This is a genomic window from Pseudarthrobacter sp. W1I19, from assembly GCF_030817835.1.
GTDB lineage: Bacteria > Actinomycetota > Actinomycetes > Actinomycetales > Micrococcaceae > Arthrobacter.
The window spans coordinates 1,900,076-1,917,260 of sequence record NZ_JAUSZR010000001.1 but is presented as its reverse complement, the minus strand read 5'-3'; the positions used below and the strand labels follow the sequence as shown (position 1 = coordinate 1,917,260).

The following is a 17,185-nucleotide window of genomic DNA, read 5'->3' as shown; positions in this document are numbered from 1 at the left end:
GCATGAAAACAACACACTCAGGGCAGTCCGCCGCGCCCGCCTACTTCAGCCCGCATCTGGCCGGACGCACCCGTGCCTCGTCCGTGCAGCTCGCCGGCGGCAAGGTGGCTTTCTGGACGTATGAACCCGTACAGGAGCTGCCGGACACCCGGACCATCCTGGTGATCCACGGGTTCCGCGGTGACCACCACGGACTCCTGCGAGTGGCCGACCTGCTTCCCGACATGCGCGTCATCATGCCGGACCTGCCGGGTTTCGGCAGCTCGGAGGCCTTCGGGCCGGGCGGCCACACGGTAGCCGGCTATGGGGCGTTCATCAAGGAATTCATGGCCGCCCTGGGCCTGGGACCGGACACCGTGCTCCTGGGCCACTCTTTCGGATCCATCATCACAGCCCACTTCGTGGCAGCCCATCCCGATGCTGTGCATCCCCTGATCCTCATCAATCCAATTGCGGCGCCGGCCCTTGAGGGTCCAAAAGGCATCATGACCAGGCTGGCGGTGCTGTACTACAAGCTGGCCGCCCGGCTTCCCCGCCCGTTGGGGCAGGCCCTGCTGCGCAGTCCGCTAATTGTCCGGGCGATGAGTGAGGCCATGGCCAAGACGAGGGACCCGGAACTGCGGCGGTTTATCCACGGCCAGCACCATGCGTACTTCAGCGCGTTCGCCAGCCGGGACAGCCTCCTGGAGTCCTTCACGGCCTCGGTCAGCAGCCATGTGGCCGAGGTAGCGCCCCGCTTGCAGCTTCCCGTGCTTCTCATCGCCGGTGAAAAGGACGAAATTGCAACGCTTCCTGACCAGCACCGGCTTCTTGAGCTGCTGCCCAGCGGCAAACTTAAGGTCATTCCGGGCGTCGGTCACCTGATCCACTACGAAACGCCGGAGCCCGCCGCCCGGTACATCCGTAGCTTCCTGAAGGACCATCCCGCGTGAAGATACTCATTGATGCACGTTTCACCAGGACCGACCACCACGACGGCATCAGCCGTTACGGCGCCAGCCTGATTGAGGCAACCGCCAAAATCGCAGATGTTTCCATGCTGATCTCTGACCTCCGGCAGCTGGCCCTCCTGCCGGATGTTCCCTACACGCTGATCAACAGTCCCCTCTCCCCCGCCGAACTGTTTGTGGCCCGCAAGGTGAACCCGCTGGGCGCGGACGTGGTGGTCTGCCCGATGCAGACAATGGGCACCTGGGGCCGGAAATATGGGCTGGTCCTGACGCTGCATGACCTCATCTACTATGAGCATCCTGCACCGCCGGGTTTCCTGCCCGCCCCGGTCCGGGTGCTGTGGCGGCTGTACCACAAGGCCTTCTGGCCGCAGCGGCTCCTCCTCAACCGGGCCGATGCCGTGGCCACTGTCAGCCGGACCACCGAAGCCCTGATGGCCAAGTACCGACTGACCCGGCGTCCGGTCAGGATCATCGGCAACGCACCCCAGCCGGCCGCGGAACCACGCGCACCGGAAGCGGGCGCGGAACCGTCGATCGTCTACATGGGGTCCTTTATGCCCTACAAAAATGTGGAGACCATGGTGGCCGGGATGGCTGCCCTTCCCGGCTACACGCTTCACCTTCTGAGCCGGATCACCCCGCAACGCCGCGTCGAGTTGGAAAAGCTCGTTCCGGCCGGAGCACACGTGGTGTTCCACAACGGTGTGACGGACGAGCAATACGCGAAGTTCCTGTCCACTGCCACGGCGCTGGTGAGCCTCTCCCGGGCTGAGGGGTACGGACTGCCGCTGGTAGAAGCCATGGCCCTGGGCACACCCGTCATCGCCAGTGACATCCCCATCTTCCGGGAAGTGGGCGGTGACGCAGCGAGCTATGTTGATCCGGCCTCGCCGGAGCAGTTCGCGGCAGCGGTTATGGGACTGCAGGACCGGGAACGGTGGGAAGAAGCGTCGCGGCACTCCCTGGCCCGTGCGGGAGAGTTCACGTGGGACGCGTCTGCGCGCCAGCTGGTGGACGTAGCCCACGACATCGTCGCCCTGCGCCGCGGCAAAACGCAACAGCGCGGCGGCGGGAAGTAGCAGAGCCGCTGCTAAAGCACGTCCACGCCGTCGAGCCGAAGCTGGACGGGTTCCGCGCTCCGCTTTGCGGCCGTCGCTGCCCTCGTTGCACGCAGGACGCGCGTTACGGCTGCTGCCTGGGCGTACGGGAAAAACAGCAGGGTGCGGACGTCCTCCCCCACCCGGCGTGACGAGGGGGGACCGCTAAGGAGCACAGGGGCAGGCCCGGCGGTGCGCAAGCTGATCCCCGCAGGTTGCAGCTGCGCCGCCGCTGCAGCGGTGAAGTGGTCGACGGCGGCCCGGGGGCCGGTGACCGAGGCGATCCGTACCGCGGGCGGCAGTTGCAGTTCCACGCGAAGGGACAGTTCCCGGCGGGCGTAACCTGGAGGATCCCACCGGAGCAGGGCACCCACAGCGGACGTCTCCGAGGCCGTGATGACAACGAGCCCGTGATCGGACGCCGGCCGCACCAGGGCGGCGGCATTGAACCAGCGGCGCACCGTGTCCTCACCGGCGCGCAGGTTTTCCCGCCGCAGCAGCGAATCGCCGTCCAGGAGCAGAGCCGCCGCGTAGCCGCCCTCGGCCACCGGCTCGGCGCCCACGGTAGCCACTACCAGGGACTTAGCCGGGCCTACGCTTGCTTTGACGTGGTCCCCGGAGGACGTGATCACCGTTTTTCCAGGGAAACCGCGGCCCAGTTCCTCGGCCGTCCGCATTACACCGGTAGCACCCTTGCGGAGCCTCCGGCCGCCGCAGTGGGAGCAGCCCCAGTCAAGTGCCGGGGTGGAGCACCACAGGCACTGCGGCACGGCGGAACCGCCGCCGGCAAGCGCCAGGGGCCCCTGGCAGGTTCCGCAACGGGCGGGCTCCCGGCAGGTTTCGCACGCGAGCGAGGGCACGTAGCCTGCGCGGGCCACCTGCACCAGGACAGGCCCGCGTTCGAGTCCTTCTTTGGCAGCACGCCACGCAGCGCCTGGCAGCCGGGCAACCCTGGCCAGCGGGTCCCGTTCCTGTTCGAAGCTGTCAGCGGTGTTCACAACCCTCGGGACCGTCCGGCGGACAACTGTCCGATCAGCCTCGACGGGAAGCACCCAGCCCGATTCCACAAGCCGCTGGACTTCAGTGCTCCGCGTGTGGCCGGCCAGGAGGCACGCGGCACCTGCCTGCTCGGCGCGCAGGAGCAGGACCTCACGGGCATGGGCATAGGGTGCGCGTTGCTCGATGTGGAGGTCGTCGCCATCATCCCAACAGACAACGAGGCCCAGGTCCTTTACCGGTGCGTAGGCAGCCGACCTGGTGCCAATGGCCACACGGGCCGTCCCGGCAAGGAGATCCAGGAAATTCTGGTAGCGGGGAGTAGGGCCGTCCTCTGCCGTCAGGCGTGCTACGGCATCTTCGGGCAGCAGGCCCTTCACCGCGTCCTCCAGAAGGTCAAGGTCGCGGTTGTCCGGTACCACCACCAGGGCGCCCCGGCCGGATTCAAAGGCTGCGGCTACTGCCTGGGCCAGCAACCGGGGCCAGCCCGAGGGGCCGAAGCCCCGGAGCGGGTTCAGTACAGCCCGGGGGGCGCCGCCTTCACCCAGGTGGCGCAGGAATGCCGGGCCGTTGCGGTAGTCAGCCCAGGCGGAGTGACCGGCAGCGTCAGCACCGGTATTACCTGGCTGGCGCACGGCCGCCTCAGCCGCTGGTTCCTGGGTGCCGCCGGATTCGTTAACGGCAGGAAAGGTCTTCTCCAGCCGGGCAACCCGGGGCGGGACTGCGACACGCAGGACATCAGATACCGTTCCGGCATAACGCGCAGCAACAGCGGTGGCGAGGTCCCGTATGTCCGGCGTGAGGACGGGAACCGGGGAAACCACCTTGGCCAGCGGCAGGAGGCTGTGGCCGGCGTCGGACTCCGCCACCCGCTCGATGATGAAGCCGCTAAGGTCCTGGCCGTTGAACTTGACCTTGACCCGAACCCCGGGCTGCGCCTCATTGTCGAGGGTTGCCGGGACACCGTAATCGAACGGCCGGTCCAGATGGGGCAGGGAGGACTCCACCAGGACGCGGGCCACCGGCAGGTGGCCTGCGAACTTCGGCCCGGCCTGCTGTTTCCGGTCCGGGAACCCCTGCAGCAAGGACGGCTGCACGGCCGCCGGCAGGTCCAGTAACGGTTGCGCCGCGTCATCAGCAACCACTGCGGCCACCTCCGTTCAGCATCACCCATGTGGACAGAGCCAGCAAACCACCGGGCACAGACATTCCGGCGCATCGGCATTGCCGCCGGCACGGCATACAGGTTCTGCTAGGCGTTGAAGAACGCCTTCAGGTCATCCACGCGGTCCAGGCGCTCCCACGTGAAGTCCGGATCGTCGCGGCCGAAGTGTCCGTGCGCGGCAGTCTTGGCGTAGATGGGCCGCTTCAGGTCCAGGGCGTCGATGATGGCGCGGGGACGAAGGTCGAAGATTTCCGCGATGGCGGCGCTGATGCGGGCCGGATCAACCGTTTCCGTTCCGAAGGTTTCAACGTAGGTTCCCACGGGGCGGGCCTGGCCGATGGCGTAGGCAATCTGGATCTCGGCACGCTTGGCCAGTCCTGCTGCCACCACGTTCTTGGCGACCCAGCGCATGGCGTAGGCAGCCGAGCGGTCCACCTTGGAGGGGTCCTTGCCGGAGAAGGCGCCGCCGCCGTGACGGGCCATACCGCCGTAGGTGTCAACGATGATCTTCCGGCCGGTGAGACCGGCATCGCCGACAGGTCCGCCGATGACGAATTCGCCGGCCGGGTTCAGGATGTTCGCTGCCCGGGAGATGTCCAGGTTAGCGCCGGCGAGGACGGGCTCGATGACGATGGAGGCGAGGTCCGCGCGGAGCTGCGCCAGGCTTGCGCCCTCGGCATGCTGGCTGGAGATGACCACGGTTTCGACAGAGACGGGCAGGTCCTTGTCGTAGCCTACGGTCACCTGGGTCTTGCCGTCCGGGCGGAGGTAGGGCAGCTGGCCTGACTTGCGGACTTCGGTGAGCCGCTCCGACAGCCGGTGTGCCAGCCAGATGGGGGTGGGCATGTAGGACGGGGTCTCGTCGCTGGCATAGCCGAACATCAAGCCCTGGTCGCCGGCGCCCTGGAGGTCGTAGTCGTCTTCCTGGCGTCCTTCGCGGGCTTCCAGGGAGTTGAAGACTCCCCCGGCGATGTCGTTTGACTGCTGGCCAATGGATACTGAAACACCGCAGCGGGCGCCGTCGAACCCGTTGGCCGAGGAGTCGTAGCCGATGCCCAGGATGGTTTCGCGGACAATCTGCGGGATTTCGACGTAGGCGTCGGTGGTGACTTCGCCGGCCACGTGGACCAGGCCGGTGGTGGCCATGGTCTCCACCGCTACCCGCGATTCGGGGTCCGCTGCAAGCAGTGCGTCCAGGATGGCGTCGCTGATCTGGTCGCAGATCTTGTCCGGGTGGCCCTCGGTGACGGACTCGGAGGTGAAGAGCCGGAGCGCGGAGGGCGTGGCCCCATGGGACTGGGGAAGGTGCAGCGGTAAAGTCACTCAATTACCTTACTTGTTGGAATCCGGACTGCCCCGACGGGACGTCATGCGATGTCACTCTGTTCAGCGGACGTGTCCGCCGAACACTCAGGTGCGGGGCGATACGTGGTTCAGTTCGAAGCCGATCCGGCTGATGATGGCGGCCGAAACCTGGGTCTTGGTTCCGGAGGCCTCCTGTGGTTCGGAGCCCGAGCGGGCCAGGATGACCACGGAGTTGGTGTCCTGGCCGAATACTTTGTCCGCGCCGACGTGGTTGACCACCAGCAGGTCGCAGCCTTTGCGCTGCAGCTTGGCTTCCGCGTACGCCAGCACATCGCCGTGGCTGTCCCCGGTTTCCGCGGCAAATCCTACGATCAGCTGCTCGCCTTCCGCGGATCCGGAGCTGTTCCGGCGCTCCACGAGCTCGTGCAGGATGTCAGGGTTACGGACCAGCGTGATCACGGGATCGGCAGTGTCGTCGCGCTTCTTGATTTTGGTGCTGGAGACCTCTGCCGGGCGGAAGTCGGCTACCGCCGCGGACATAATCACGACGTCGGAATCGGCAGCGGCGGCCAGCGCGGCCTCGCGAAGCTGCAAAGCAGTCTCCACCTTGATTACGTCCACCCCGGGCGGCGGCAGGACTTCCATGTGGGCCGCGATCAGCCGGACTGTTGCCCCGGCGTTCCGTGCGGCGACGGCCAGCGCCACACCCTGCTTGCCTGAAGAACGGTTGCCGAGGAACCGGACGGGGTCCAGGGGTTCGCGGGTTCCGCCTGCGCTGATGGTGACGGTCCGGCCGGCCAGCGGCAGCTGGTAGTCCGACTGGCCTTCGACCAGGGCCATCGCTGCGTCGAAAATCACTTCGGGCTCGGGAAGCCTGCCCGGACCGGAGTCGGATCCTGTCAGCCGGCCGATAGCCGGTTCGAGGACCGCAACGCCGCGGCTGCGCAGTGTTTCAACATTGGCGCGGGTGGCCGCGTGCTGCCACATCTCGGTGTGCATGGCCGGGGCGAACAGCACCGGCCCGTGCGCCATCAGCAGGGTGTTGGTCAGGAGGTCACCCGCCTGACCGGTGGCTGCTTTGGCCAGGAGGTCGGCAGTGGCCGGGGCGATCACCACGAGGTCGGCTTCATGGCCCAGGCGGACGTGGTTGACCTGGTGGACGTCGTCGAAAACGCTGTTGCTGACCGGGTTTCCGGACAATGCCTCCCAGGTGGCGGTGCCAACGAAACGCGTGGCCGCCTCCGTGGGAATCACTGTGACGTGATGCCCGGCTTCAGTAAAAAGCCGGAGGAGTGATGCCACCTTGTAGGCGGCAATCCCTCCCCCGACTCCGAGGACTATGCGCACGTGACCTCCGTCAACAGCACCTCAGGCGGCAGAATTACTCCGCTGCTTCGATCGGCGTGGAAACCAGCTTGCCTTCGTTGATCTCACGCAGGGCGATCGACAGCGACTTTTCGTTCAGCTTGGTGTCAACCAGCGGGCCGACGTACTCGAAGAGGCCCTCGTGCAGCTGGGCGTAGTAGGCGTTGATCTGACGAGCACGCTTGGCACCGAAGATCACCAGGCCGTACTTGGAATCAGCTGCCTCAAGCAGCGAATCGATCGGCGGGTTGATGATGCCTTCAAGGTTCGTGGACACGAATTCTCCAAATTCCTAGCGGGCTGACGCTTCCCGCGCTCCATGCGGATGCGGGGTCAGCCCCATGAGTGAAACAAGCTCGTCCGCCGCCCGGCGAACGTCGTCATTGATAACGGTATGGTCGAACTCCGGTTCAGCAGCAAGCTCCAGTTTAGCGGTTTCCAGGCGGCGCTGCTGTTCCTCGGGCGTTTCAGTGCCGCGGCCCACCAGCCGGCGGACCATTTCGTCCCAGCTGGGGGGCGCGAGGAAAACGAACTGGGCGTCCGGAACGGCGGCTTTGACCTGGCGGGCGCCCTGCAGGTCGATCTCCAGCAACACTGAGCGTCCCTCGGCGATAGCCTGGTTCACGGTGCTTTTCAGGGTGCCGTACGTGTTCTGGCCGTGGACCACTGCCCACTCCAGGAGCTCGCCGTCCGCCACGAGCCGCTCGAACTCCTCCTTGGACTTGAAGAAGTAGTGCACACCGTCGATTTCTCCGGGCCGGGGGGCCCGGGTGGTGGCTGATACGGACAACCAGACCTCCGGGTAGTTGTCCCGGATGAAGGTGGACACGGTGCCTTTGCCAACAGCCGTCGGACCTGCGAGGACTGTCAGTCCAGGTTTTTTGCTCACGTATTCCTTTATGCCGGATTTCGGGGAAGGCGGCCGGAGCCAGCCCTAGTTCTCGTCTATAAAATCTACCAGCGCCCGGCGCTGGTGGATGCCGAGGCCGCGGAGCCTGCGGGAAGCCGCAATACCCAGTTGCTTCATGATGGCCGCGGCCCGGACTTTGCCGATGCCCGGCAAAGCCTCCAGCAACTCCGAGACCTTCATCCGCGCCATGGCTTCATCTTCCAGGGCCGAGTTGATGATCTCGGCCGCGGACCGCTCGCGGTTCTTCAGGCTTTCCTTGGCCGCCGCGCGGGTGGCCCTGGCCGCCGCCGCCTTGTTCAGGGCGTCTGTACGCTCGGATGCGGATAAGGGTCGAAGCACCATGGGTGGCACCCCCGGATCTCGGCGGATACGTCCAGGGGCGGCCGCCCTTGGACTTGTCCTGAAACTACCCTTTGGTGCTGCTCGAATCAATGGATCCGGGGAAACGGCTCCCCCTATTCGCCGCGCAATCCGTCGAGGGTCCGCTGGGCGGCGTCCCGCAGTTCCTGCCGTTTGGGGCCGGCCGAGAGGATCTCGCGGCTTGACGTTCCAAGGACCTGGCCATAGGCGTTGCCGAAGGTGGCGCGCAGGTGGGCCGGCGTGGCCCCCTGTGCGCCGAGGCCGGGCGCCAGGACGGGTCCGCGCATGGCGGCGAGGTCGACGTCGAGGTCCGCCAGGGCGGAGCCTACCGTGGCACCCACCACGAGTCCCACAGACCCCATGTCGCCGGGGTAGCGGCGGTTTTCAGCGCCCGCAGCGAGGGCGATCCGGCGGGCCACCGAGTCCGCTCCCCCTACGTGCTGGACCGACGGCCCTTCGGGGTTGGAGGTCAGAGCCAGGACAAATACGCCGCGGCCTGTTTCCGCCGCGAGGTCCAGGGCCGGACGCAGTGATTCGAACCCCAGGTAGGGGCTCAAGGTCACCGAGTCGGCGGCCAGCGGGGAACCGTCCCGCAGCCACGCGTCAGCGTAGGCAGCCATGGTGGATCCGATGTCGCCCCGCTTTGCGTCGGCAATGGTCAGCACGGACTCATCCCGCGCAATGGCAAGGACTTCCTCCAGGACGGCCATTCCGGCGGATCCGTGGCGCTCGTAAAGTGCCACCTGCGGCTTGACCGCGGCAGCGAGGGAAGCCACCGCGTCCAGCACCGTCAGCGAAAACGCACGGAGGCCGTCGACGTCGTCCTTCAGGCCCCACGCGGACAGCAGGGACGGGTGCGGATCAATGCCAACGCAGAGCGGGCCGCGGGCCGCCATGGCGGCACCGAGCCGGGAGCCGAAAGACTCCCGGCCTGCGGCGGCTGATAACTGCTCAGGCATGCTGCAGGGCTGCCTTCTGGGACTCCGCCAGGGCTGCAGCATGCTCCTGCAGGCTGGTGACGGACCACTCGTAGGTGCGCATCGCCTCGATCGCCTGGACGGCGGCGTTGAACTCGGCCACCGTGGTGATGCAGGGGATGCCGATGGATGTGGCGGCAGCACGCAGTTCGTAGCCGTCGCTGCGGGCTTCGCCGCCGGAGGGGGTGTTGAAGACCATGTCGATCTCGCCGGCAATCACGAGGTCGGCGATGGTGCCTTCGCCTTCGGCGCTGCTGCCTTCTGCCACCTTGCGCACCGGGGTTGCCTGGATGCCGTTGCGGCGCAGCACGTCTGCGGTGCCCCCCGTGGAAACGATCTCGAAGCCGAGGTCCGAGAGCCGCTTGACGCCCATGATCACCGAGCGCTTGTCGCGGTTAGCCACGGAGACAAAGATCTTGCCTTCGGTGGGCAGCGCGTTGTTGGCCGCAGCCTGGCTCTTGGCAAAGGCGGTGTCGAAGTGCTTGTCGATGCCCATGACCTCACCGGTGGAGCGCATCTCGGGGCCGAGCAGCGAGTCCACCACCTTGCCTTCGAGCGTGCGGAAGCGGCTGAACGGCAGGACTGCCTCCTTGACGGACACGGGAGCGTCCAGGGGCAGGGTGGAGCCGTCGCCCACCTCGGGCAGCATCTTGTAGGCGCTGCGGAGCTGGCCGATGGTCACGCCGGTGCCGATCAGGGCCGCGGCCTTGGCCATCTGGACGCCGGTGGCCTTTGAGACGAACGGCACGGTCCGCGACGCACGCGGGTTGGCTTCGAGGACGTAGAGCACGTCCGAGGCCAGGGCGAACTGGATGTTGATCAGGCCGCGGACCCCCACGCCTTCGGCGATGGCCCGGGTTGCAGTGCGGACGCGCTCCAGGACGTTGGTGCCCAGGGTGATGGGCGGCAGGACGCAGGCGGAGTCGCCGGAGTGGATGCCCGCTTCCTCGATGTGCTCCATGATGCCGCCCAGGTACATGTCGGTGCCGTCGAAGAGGGCGTCGACGTCGATCTCGACGGCGTCCTCCAGGAAGCGGTCGATCAGCACCGGGTGGTCCGGGGTGATTTCCGTGGCGTTGGCGATGTAGCGGGACAGGTTGGGCTCGTCGTAGACGATCTCCATGCCGCGGCCGCCCAGGACGTAGGAGGGGCGGACCAGGACCGGGTAGCCGATCTCGTCCGCGATCTTCTTGGCGTCCTCGAAGGAGACGGCGGTGCCGTTCTTCGGGGAGATCAGGCCGGCTTTGTCCAGGACACGGGAGAACATGCCGCGGTGCTCGGCGAGGTCAATGGCTTCCGGCGACGTGCCCAGGATGGGCACCCCGGCGTCGGCAAGCTGCTGTGCGAGCTTGAGCGGGGTCTGGCCGCCGAGCTGGACGAAGACGCCCATCACGCCGCCGGTGCGTTCCTCGGCCGCGATGACCTCCAGCACGTCCTCGAGCGTCAGCGGCTCGAAGTACAGGCGGGTGGAGACGTCGTAGTCGGTGGACACGGTCTCGGGGTTGCAGTTGACCATGACCGTCTCGTAGCCGGCCTTCCGCAGGGCCATGGAGGCGTGGACGCAGGAGTAGTCGAACTCGATGCCCTGGCCGATGCGGTTGGGGCCGGAGCCGAGGATCAGGATCGAGGGCTTGGAATGCAGCGCAACCTCGTCCTCCTCGTCGTAGGCCGAGTAGTGGTACGGGGTGTAGGCGGCAAATTCGGCTGCGCAGGTGTCCACAGTCTTGTAGACAGGGCGGATGCCCAGTGCCTGGCGGACGCCGCGGACTACGGCCTCGGAGTTGTGCGTGAGGGCGCCGATCTGCTCATCCGAGAAGCCGTGCCGCTTGGCGCGCTTCAGCATCTCAGCGGTCAAGGCACCGGCCTGGCGGATTTCACGGGAGATCTCGTTGAGGAGCTGGAGCTGGTCCAGGAACCACGGGTCGATCTTGGTGGCCTCGAAAAGCTGCTCCACGGTGGCGCCGCCCAGGAGGGCGCGCTGGACCTGGTGCAGGCGCTCGGTGGTGGGACGCTTTGCCTTTTCGATCAGCTCGGCGACTTCCCATTCAGGGACAGAGCTGAAGTCCAGCTGCGAACCCTTCTGCTCCAGCGACCGGAGCGCCTTCTGCAGTGCTTCGGTGAAGTTGCGGCCCATGGCCATGGCCTCGCCCACCGACTTCATGGTGGTGGTGAGGGTGTTGTCCGCTGCCGGGAACTTCTCGAACGCGAAGCGCGGCACCTTGACCACCACGTAGTCGAGGGTGGGTTCGAAGGACGCGGGGGTCTTCTGGGTGATGTCGTTGGGGATCTCGTCCAGCGTGTAACCCAGGGAAAGCTTGGTGGCGATCTTGGCAATGGCAAAACCGGTGGCCTTGGACGCCAGCGCCGAGGAACGGGACACGCGGGGGTTCATCTCGATGACCACCACGCGGCCAGTGGCGGGGTCGATGGCGAACTGGATGTTGCAGCCGCCGGTGTCCACGCCCACTTCACGGATCACGGCGATGGAGATGTCGCGCAGCCGCTGGTATTCGCGGTCGGTGAGGGTCAGGGCCGGCGCCACGGTGATGGAGTCGCCGGTGTGGACGCCAACGGGATCGAAGTTCTCGATGGAGCAGACCACCACGACGTTGTCGTTCTTGTCGCGCATCATCTCGAGCTCGTACTCTTTCCAGCCCAGGATGCTCTCTTCGAGCAGCACCTCGGACGTGGGGCTGTACTGCAGGCCCTGGCCCACGATGCGGCGGAGGTCGTCCTCGTTGTAGGCAAGGCCGGAGCCGAGGCCGCCCATGGTGAAGGAGGGGCGGACCACCATGGGGTAGCCGAGGTCGTCGGCGGCCTTGAGGGCCTCGTCCATGGTGTGGATGATGTGGCTGCGGGCGGACTCGGCGCCGCAGCGTTCCACCACGCCCTTGAACTTTTCGCGGTCCTCGCCAAGTTCGATGGCGGCGATGTTGGCGCCGATCAGCTCCACGTTGTACTTCTCGAGCACACCGTTCTTGTCCAGCGCGATGGCCGTGTTCAGGGCCGTCTGGCCGCCCAGGGTGGGCAGCACGGCATCCGGGCGCTCCTTGGCGATGATCTTCTCCACCACCTCGGGCGTGATGGGCTCAACGTAGGTGGCGTCGGCGAACTCCGGGTCGGTCATGATGGTGGCCGGGTTGGAGTTGACCAGGATGACCCGCAGGCCTTCCTCCTTGAGGACGCGCAGCGCCTGCGTGCCGGAGTAGTCAAATTCGGCGGCCTGGCCGATGACGATCGGGCCGGAACCAATGACGAGGACGCTCTTGAGATCTGTACGTTTCGGCATTACTTCTTGTCCTCAGTCTTGTTGTCGTTTTTGTGTTCAGCGCCGGCAGAGTGTGCAGAGTCCACGGGGTCCTTGGACAGGTTGGCGGTCCTGCCGTCCCGGGTGCCCTCCATCAGGTCGATGAAGCGGTCGAAGAGGTAGGCGGCGTCGTGCGGTCCGGCGGCTGCCTCGGGGTGGTACTGCACGGAGAAGGCGGGGATGTCCAGGCAGGCGAGGCCTTCCACGACGTCGTCGTTCAGGCTGACGTGGCTGACCTCGACGCGTCCGTAGCGTGCCTCGGGAGCCTGGGTGGCGCCGTCGAGCGGTGCATCCACGGCGAAGCCGTGGTTCTGCGAGGTGATCTCCACCTTGCCGGTGCGGCGGTCCATCACGGGCTGGTTGATGCCGCGGTGGCCGTAGCGCAGCTTGTAGGTGCCAAAGCCCAGGGCGCGGCCCAGGATCTGGTTGCCGAAGCAGATGCCGAAGTACGGCAGCTTTTCGTCCAGGACGGAGCGGAGGAGCTTGACCTGGGTGTCGGCGGTGGCGGGGTCGCCGGGGCCGTTGGACATAAAGAAACCGTCCGGGTTGACGGCCTTGACGTCCTCGAGGGTGGCGGTGGCTGGGAGCACGTGGACGCGAACGCCGCGCTCGGCGAACCGGACCGGCGTCATGGCTTTGATGCCGAGGTCGACGGCGGCGATGCTGAACCGGGGTTCGCCGTCCCAGCCGTGGTCCTTCGGTTCCACCACGTACGCCTCGTCCACGCTGACTTCCTCGGCCAGGCGGGAGCCCTCCATCGGGGCGCTGGCCAGCACGGCGTCGAGCAGCTCCTTGTCCGTGGCCTGGGCGGCTTCGCCGGAAAAGATGCCGGCACGCATGGTCTTGTGCTCGCGCAGGTGGCGGGTGATGGCGCGCGTGTCCACGCCCTGGATGCCCACGATGCCCTGGGCCACGAGTTCTTCGTCCAGGGAGCGTTCGGAGCGCCAGTTGGACGGGCGGCGGGCGGCGTCGCGGACGATGTAGCCGGCCACCCAGATGCGGCGGGACTCGGCGTCGTCATTGTTCACGCCGGTGTTGCCGATGTGCGGTGCGGTCTGCACCACCAGCTGCCGGGCGTAGGAGGGGTCCGTGATGGTTTCCTGGTAGCCGGTCATGCCGGTGGCGAAGACTGCCTCGCCCAGGGCGGTTCCGGTGCGGCCGTAGCTGCTTCCGCGGAAAATGCGGCCGTCTTCGAGGACGAGCGCAGCGGGAGCTGATACAGGAGCGGAAACTGGGGCGGATACTGCGGTATTTGTTGTCACTTGCTTACTTTCCACTATTGGCATCAGCCGCGGGGGCCGAAGAAATCAATTCCTGAAGTGCTGCGAAAAGCACGTTCCTGTCCTCTGCGCGGCGGGTCCGGAAGCCGGTGTCCAGCTCGTGGCTGCCGTGCCTCCACGCCAGAACCAGGAGGCCGTCCTTCTCCACGAACTTGCCGGCCATGCCGCTGTCCAGCCGTACCCCGGTGAGGGATGCCGCGGGAATGTACAGCGCCGGCGCCCCTGCCCGGTCAAAGATGACGCCGTGCGGGTAGACATCCAGCGTGGCGTTGGTCCGGATGCCGAGCCCGTGCACTGCGATACGGTCCAGCCAGTCACCGCCGGTGGTGGATGCGACGTACTGCCCTTCGGCACTGACGAGCGGCTCCCCCGGCGCCTCCGGCACCAAGGGCAACTGTTCGACGTCGGCCTGGCGCCTTAGGCGGTTCCGCCAGCCCAGGCCGATGAGGGCGAAGGCTGCGGCGATGAGGGCCAGCGTGATGACCAGCGAGAGCAGCTGGGTGTCCATCAGGCGGCACCCACGGACGCCGCGTGCGGGTACGGGGTGTTGAGCTTGCCGTCCAGCACGGTGGGGTGGCCCTTGAAGAACGTGGCTACTACCTTGCCCGGCAGCTCCATGCCCTTGAACGGGGAGTTGCGTCCCATGGTGGCCATCTTCGCGGGCTCCACCGTCCAGCGCGCGGCGGGATCCACCAGGATGATGTTGGCGGGCTCCCCCGTTTCCAGCGGCCGGCCCTGGTCTTCGAGCCGGCCGATCCTGGCGGCAGCCGCCGAGGTGACCCGGGCGAAGTCCGCCCAGCTGATCAGGCCGGTCTCGATCATGGTCTGCTGCACCACGGACAGTGCCGTTTCCAGGCCGGTCATGCCCATGGCGGCCTGGGCCCACTCGCATTCCTTGTGCTCGCTGGGGTGCGGCGCGTGGTCGGTGCCGACGACGTCGATGGTTCCGTCTGCGAGGCCGGCGCGCAGGGCCTGGACGTCGGCGTCGGTGCGCAGCGGCGGGTTGACCTTATACACGGGGTCGTAGCTGCGGACCAGATCATCGGTCAGCAGCAGGTGGTGCGGAGTGACCTCGGCCGTGACATTGATGCCGCGCTGCTTGGCCCAGCGGATGATTTCCACCGAGCCGGCGGTGGAGACGTGGCAGACGTGGAGCCGGGAGCCGACGTGCTGGGCCAGGAGCACGTCGCGGGCGATGATGCTTTCCTCGGCCACGGCAGGCCAGCCGGTGAGTCCCAGGACGGCGGAGACTTCGCCTTCGTTCATCTGGGCACCGGCAGTCAGGCGCGGTTCCTGGGCGTGCTGGGCCACCACGCCGTCGAACGCCTTGACGTACTCCAGGGCACGGCGCATGAGCACGGGATCGTGGACGCAGATGCCGTCGTCGGAGAACATCCGGACCCTTGCGCGGGAATCGGCCATGGCTCCGAGTTCGGCGAGCTGCTCGCCCGCCAGGCCCACCGTTACAGCGCCCACGGGGCGGACATCCACCCAGCCGGCTGCCTGGCCGAGGCTGTAGACCTGCTCCACCACGCCGGCGGTGTCCGCCACCGGAGTGCTGTTGGCCATGGCGTGGACGGCGGTGTATCCGCCGAGGGCGGCGGCCCGGGTGCCGGTTTCAACGGTCTCGGCGTCCTCGCGGCCGGGCTCGCGGAGGTGCGTGTGCACGTCCACCATGCCGGGCAGTGCCACCAGGCCGGCGGCGTCGATGACGGTGGCCCCGTCATCGGAGAGGCCGGTTCCCGTTTCTGCGATCACGCCGTCGCGGATCAGCAGGTCTGCCGGCTCGCCGCCCAGGAGCGAGGCGCTGCGGATCAGATAGGTTCCGGTGTTGGCTGGCATCAGTTGCTCTCCTTGGTGGAATGGGTGCCGGCATAGGCCAGGGCGGGGGCGGCTGGTTCGCGGGTGTCCCCGGAGAGCAGCAGGTAAAGGGCGGCCATCCGCACGGACACGCCGTTGCGGACCTGGGCCAGGACGGTGGAGCGGGGGGAATCGGCGGCGGCCGCCGAGATTTCCAGGCCGCGGTTCATGGGCCCGGGGTGCATGATGATGGTGTCTTTCATGCCCAGGGCGTCCAGCGCGTGAAGCCGGTTGTCGTCGAAGCCCCACCGGCGCGAGTATTCCCGGGTGCTGGGGAAGAAGGAGGCGTTCATGCGTTCGCCCTGCACGCGCAGCATCATCACGGCGTCGACGCCCTGCTCGAGTGTTTCGTCCATGTTGTAACTGACTTTGCAAGGCCACTTTTCAACGCCGATGGGCAGCAGGGTGGGTGGCGCCACCAAGGTGACCTCGGCGCCGAGGGTACGCAGGAGCCAGACGTTGGAGCGGGCCACCCGGGAGTGCAGGACGTCACCGGCGATGGCCACCCGCATTCCCTTGAGGTCTGCGCCTTCGGAACCGGTGCCGGCCAGGCGTGCCCAGTGGCGGCGCATGGTGAACGCATCAAGCAGCGCCTGGGTGGGGTGTTCGTGGGTGCCGTCGCCGGCATTGATGACGGCGGCATCGATCCAGTCGGTTGCTGCCAGCCGGTGCGGTGCCCCTGAGGCCCAGTGCCGGATGACGACGGCGTCCGCCCCCATCGCGGACAGCGTCTGGGCTGTGTCCTTGAGGGACTCCCCCTTGGAGACTGAGGAGCCCTTCGCGGCGAAGTTGATGACGTCCGCCGACAGTCGCTTTGCTGCGGCTTCGAAGGAGATGCGCGTGCGGGTGGAGTCCTCGAAGAAGAGGTTTACCACAGTGCGTCCGCGCAGGGCGGGGAGCTTCTTAACTTCGCGGTCGCCCACTGCTGCCATTTCCTCGGCGGTGTCGAGGATCCGGATGGCGTTGGCGAGGCTGAGGTCCTCGGTGGAGAGAAGATGCTTCACGAGCGGCCCTCGATCACTACTTCGTTGACGGGGGTGCCGCCGGGGGCGGTGTCCGTTTCCTCCAGCCGGACGCGGACTTTCTCCGCCGAGGAGGTGGGCAGGTTTTTGCCTACATGGTCTGCCCTGATGGGCAGCTCGCGGTGGCCGCGGTCAATGAGCACGGCGAGCCGCACGATGCGGGGCCGGCCCAGGTCCACGAGGGCGTCCAGGGCGGCGCGGATAGTGCGGCCCGAGTAGAGGACGTCGTCTATGAGGACTACCACTTTGTTGTCGATGCCCGTGCGGGGCAGCTTGGTGGGGTACGGCGGGCGCGTGCCCTGGTGTGACAGGTCGTCGCGAAACATGGTGACATCCAGCTGGCCGGTGATGGCTGCGGCGTCCACGGTGGGATCGGCTGCGGCGATCTTTTGGGCAAGCCGGGCGGCCAGCGGGTAACCGCGGCGTGGAATGCCGAGCAGGACCAGGTCCTGCGAACCCTTGTTGGCCTCGAGGATCTCATGGGCGATACGAGTGAGGGCCCGGTCAATGTCAGCCTGGCTGAGGACAACCCTGGCTGGAACCGGTGCGCTGGTGACAGAAGTCAACGCTCGTCTCCCCTTTCCCCGC

15 protein-coding genes are annotated in these 17,185 nt (G+C 66.9%); 2 read left to right on the top strand and 13 right to left on the bottom strand.

Annotated elements, in window-relative coordinates; genetic code table 11:
* Window positions 1–2: 2 nt before the first annotated feature.
* Together QF038_RS08985 and QF038_RS08980 are read left to right on the top strand one after the other, a co-directional pair.
* A complete protein-coding gene (locus tag QF038_RS08985; protein WP_307609816.1) occupies window positions 3–932 on the top strand; it encodes an alpha/beta fold hydrolase in 930 nt (309 codons plus the stop codon).
* On the top strand, window positions 929–2,032 hold the full coding sequence (locus tag QF038_RS08980) for a glycosyltransferase family 1 protein (protein ID WP_307609815.1): 1,104 nt from the start codon (window positions 929–931) through the stop codon (window positions 2,030–2,032). The genes QF038_RS08985 and QF038_RS08980 overlap by 4 nt, the downstream gene beginning before the upstream one ends.
* A gap of 11 nt (window positions 2,033–2,043) precedes the next feature.
* Here QF038_RS08980 and QF038_RS08975 read toward each other — a convergent pair whose 3' ends face one another.
* From QF038_RS08975 to pyrR, 13 genes are all read right to left on the bottom strand, one after another.
* On the bottom strand, window positions 2,044–4,191 hold the full coding sequence (locus QF038_RS08975; protein ID WP_307609814.1) for a primosomal protein N': 2,148 nt from the start codon (window positions 4,189–4,191) through the stop codon (window positions 2,044–2,046).
* Window positions 4,192–4,298: 107 nt separating this feature from the next.
* The gene (metK, locus tag QF038_RS08970; protein ID WP_050054961.1) at window positions 4,299–5,534 is read right to left on the bottom strand and encodes a methionine adenosyltransferase; all 1,236 of its coding nucleotides are present in this window, start codon (window positions 5,532–5,534) and stop codon (window positions 4,299–4,301) included.
* Between the two features lie 87 nt (window positions 5,535–5,621).
* Window positions 5,622–6,863, bottom strand: a complete 1,242-nt coding sequence (gene coaBC, locus QF038_RS08965) for a bifunctional phosphopantothenoylcysteine decarboxylase/phosphopantothenate--cysteine ligase CoaBC (RefSeq protein WP_307609813.1) — start codon at window positions 6,861–6,863, stop codon at window positions 5,622–5,624.
* Window positions 6,864–6,897: 34 nt separating this feature from the next.
* Window positions 6,898–7,158, bottom strand: coding sequence for a DNA-directed RNA polymerase subunit omega (gene rpoZ, locus QF038_RS08960; protein ID WP_003800778.1), 261 nt, complete (start codon window positions 7,156–7,158; stop codon window positions 6,898–6,900).
* Window positions 7,159–7,173: 15 nt separating this feature from the next.
* Window positions 7,174–7,770, bottom strand: coding sequence for a guanylate kinase (gmk, locus tag QF038_RS08955; protein WP_050054959.1), 597 nt, complete (start codon window positions 7,768–7,770; stop codon window positions 7,174–7,176).
* A gap of 45 nt (window positions 7,771–7,815) precedes the next feature.
* Window positions 7,816–8,133 carry an integration host factor, actinobacterial type gene (gene mihF, locus QF038_RS08950; RefSeq protein WP_307609812.1) on the bottom strand — a complete coding sequence of 106 codons (318 nt, stop codon included), beginning with the start codon at window positions 8,131–8,133 and terminating at the stop codon, window positions 7,816–7,818.
* Window positions 8,134–8,246: 113 nt separating this feature from the next.
* Window positions 8,247–9,110, bottom strand: coding sequence for an orotidine-5'-phosphate decarboxylase (pyrF, locus tag QF038_RS08945; RefSeq protein ID WP_307609811.1), 864 nt, complete (start codon window positions 9,108–9,110; stop codon window positions 8,247–8,249).
* Window positions 9,103–12,417: a carbamoyl-phosphate synthase large subunit gene (carB, locus tag QF038_RS08940; RefSeq protein ID WP_307609810.1), complete on the bottom strand. Its 3,315-nt coding sequence runs from the start codon at window positions 12,415–12,417 to the stop codon at window positions 9,103–9,105. Before carB ends, pyrF begins: the two co-directional genes overlap by 8 nt.
* Complete coding sequence (carA, locus tag QF038_RS08935) at window positions 12,417–13,721, bottom strand: glutamine-hydrolyzing carbamoyl-phosphate synthase small subunit (RefSeq protein ID WP_307609809.1); 1,305 nt, start codon at window positions 13,719–13,721, stop codon at window positions 12,417–12,419. Before carA ends, carB begins: the two co-directional genes overlap by 1 nt.
* A complete protein-coding gene (locus QF038_RS08930; protein ID WP_307609808.1) occupies window positions 13,702–14,223 on the bottom strand; it encodes a hypothetical protein in 522 nt (173 codons plus the stop codon). The genes carA and QF038_RS08930 overlap by 20 nt, the downstream gene beginning before the upstream one ends.
* The gene (locus QF038_RS08925) at window positions 14,223–15,557 is read right to left on the bottom strand and encodes a dihydroorotase (protein ID WP_307609807.1); all 1,335 of its coding nucleotides are present in this window, start codon (window positions 15,555–15,557) and stop codon (window positions 14,223–14,225) included. Before QF038_RS08925 ends, QF038_RS08930 begins: the two co-directional genes overlap by 1 nt.
* The gene (locus QF038_RS08920; protein ID WP_307609806.1) at window positions 15,557–16,579 is read right to left on the bottom strand and encodes an aspartate carbamoyltransferase catalytic subunit; all 1,023 of its coding nucleotides are present in this window, start codon (window positions 16,577–16,579) and stop codon (window positions 15,557–15,559) included. Before QF038_RS08920 ends, QF038_RS08925 begins: the two co-directional genes overlap by 1 nt.
* Entirely contained in the window at window positions 16,576–17,163 is a 588-nt protein-coding gene (gene pyrR, locus QF038_RS08915; protein ID WP_307609805.1) for a bifunctional pyr operon transcriptional regulator/uracil phosphoribosyltransferase PyrR, read from the bottom strand. Before pyrR ends, QF038_RS08920 begins: the two co-directional genes overlap by 4 nt.
* Window positions 17,164–17,185: the final 22 nt, after the last annotated feature.

Coding starts and splice junctions, on each gene's coding strand:
- QF038_RS08985 (WP_307609816.1), top strand. CDS start 3: ATGAAAACAACACACTCAGGGCAGTCCGCCGCGCCCGCCTACTTCAGC.
- mihF (WP_307609812.1), bottom strand. CDS start 8,133: ATGGTGCTTCGACCCTTATCCGCATCCGAGCGTACAGACGCCCTGAAC.
- pyrF (WP_307609811.1), bottom strand. CDS start 9,110: ATGCCTGAGCAGTTATCAGCCGCCGCAGGCCGGGAGTCTTTCGGCTCC.
- carB (WP_307609810.1), bottom strand. CDS start 12,417: ATGCCGAAACGTACAGATCTCAAGAGCGTCCTCGTCATTGGTTCCGGC.
- carA (WP_307609809.1), bottom strand. CDS start 13,721: ATGCCAATAGTGGAAAGTAAGCAAGTGACAACAAATACCGCAGTATCC.
- QF038_RS08930 (WP_307609808.1), bottom strand. CDS start 14,223: ATGGACACCCAGCTGCTCTCGCTGGTCATCACGCTGGCCCTCATCGCC.
- QF038_RS08925 (WP_307609807.1), bottom strand. CDS start 15,557: ATGCCAGCCAACACCGGAACCTATCTGATCCGCAGCGCCTCGCTCCTG.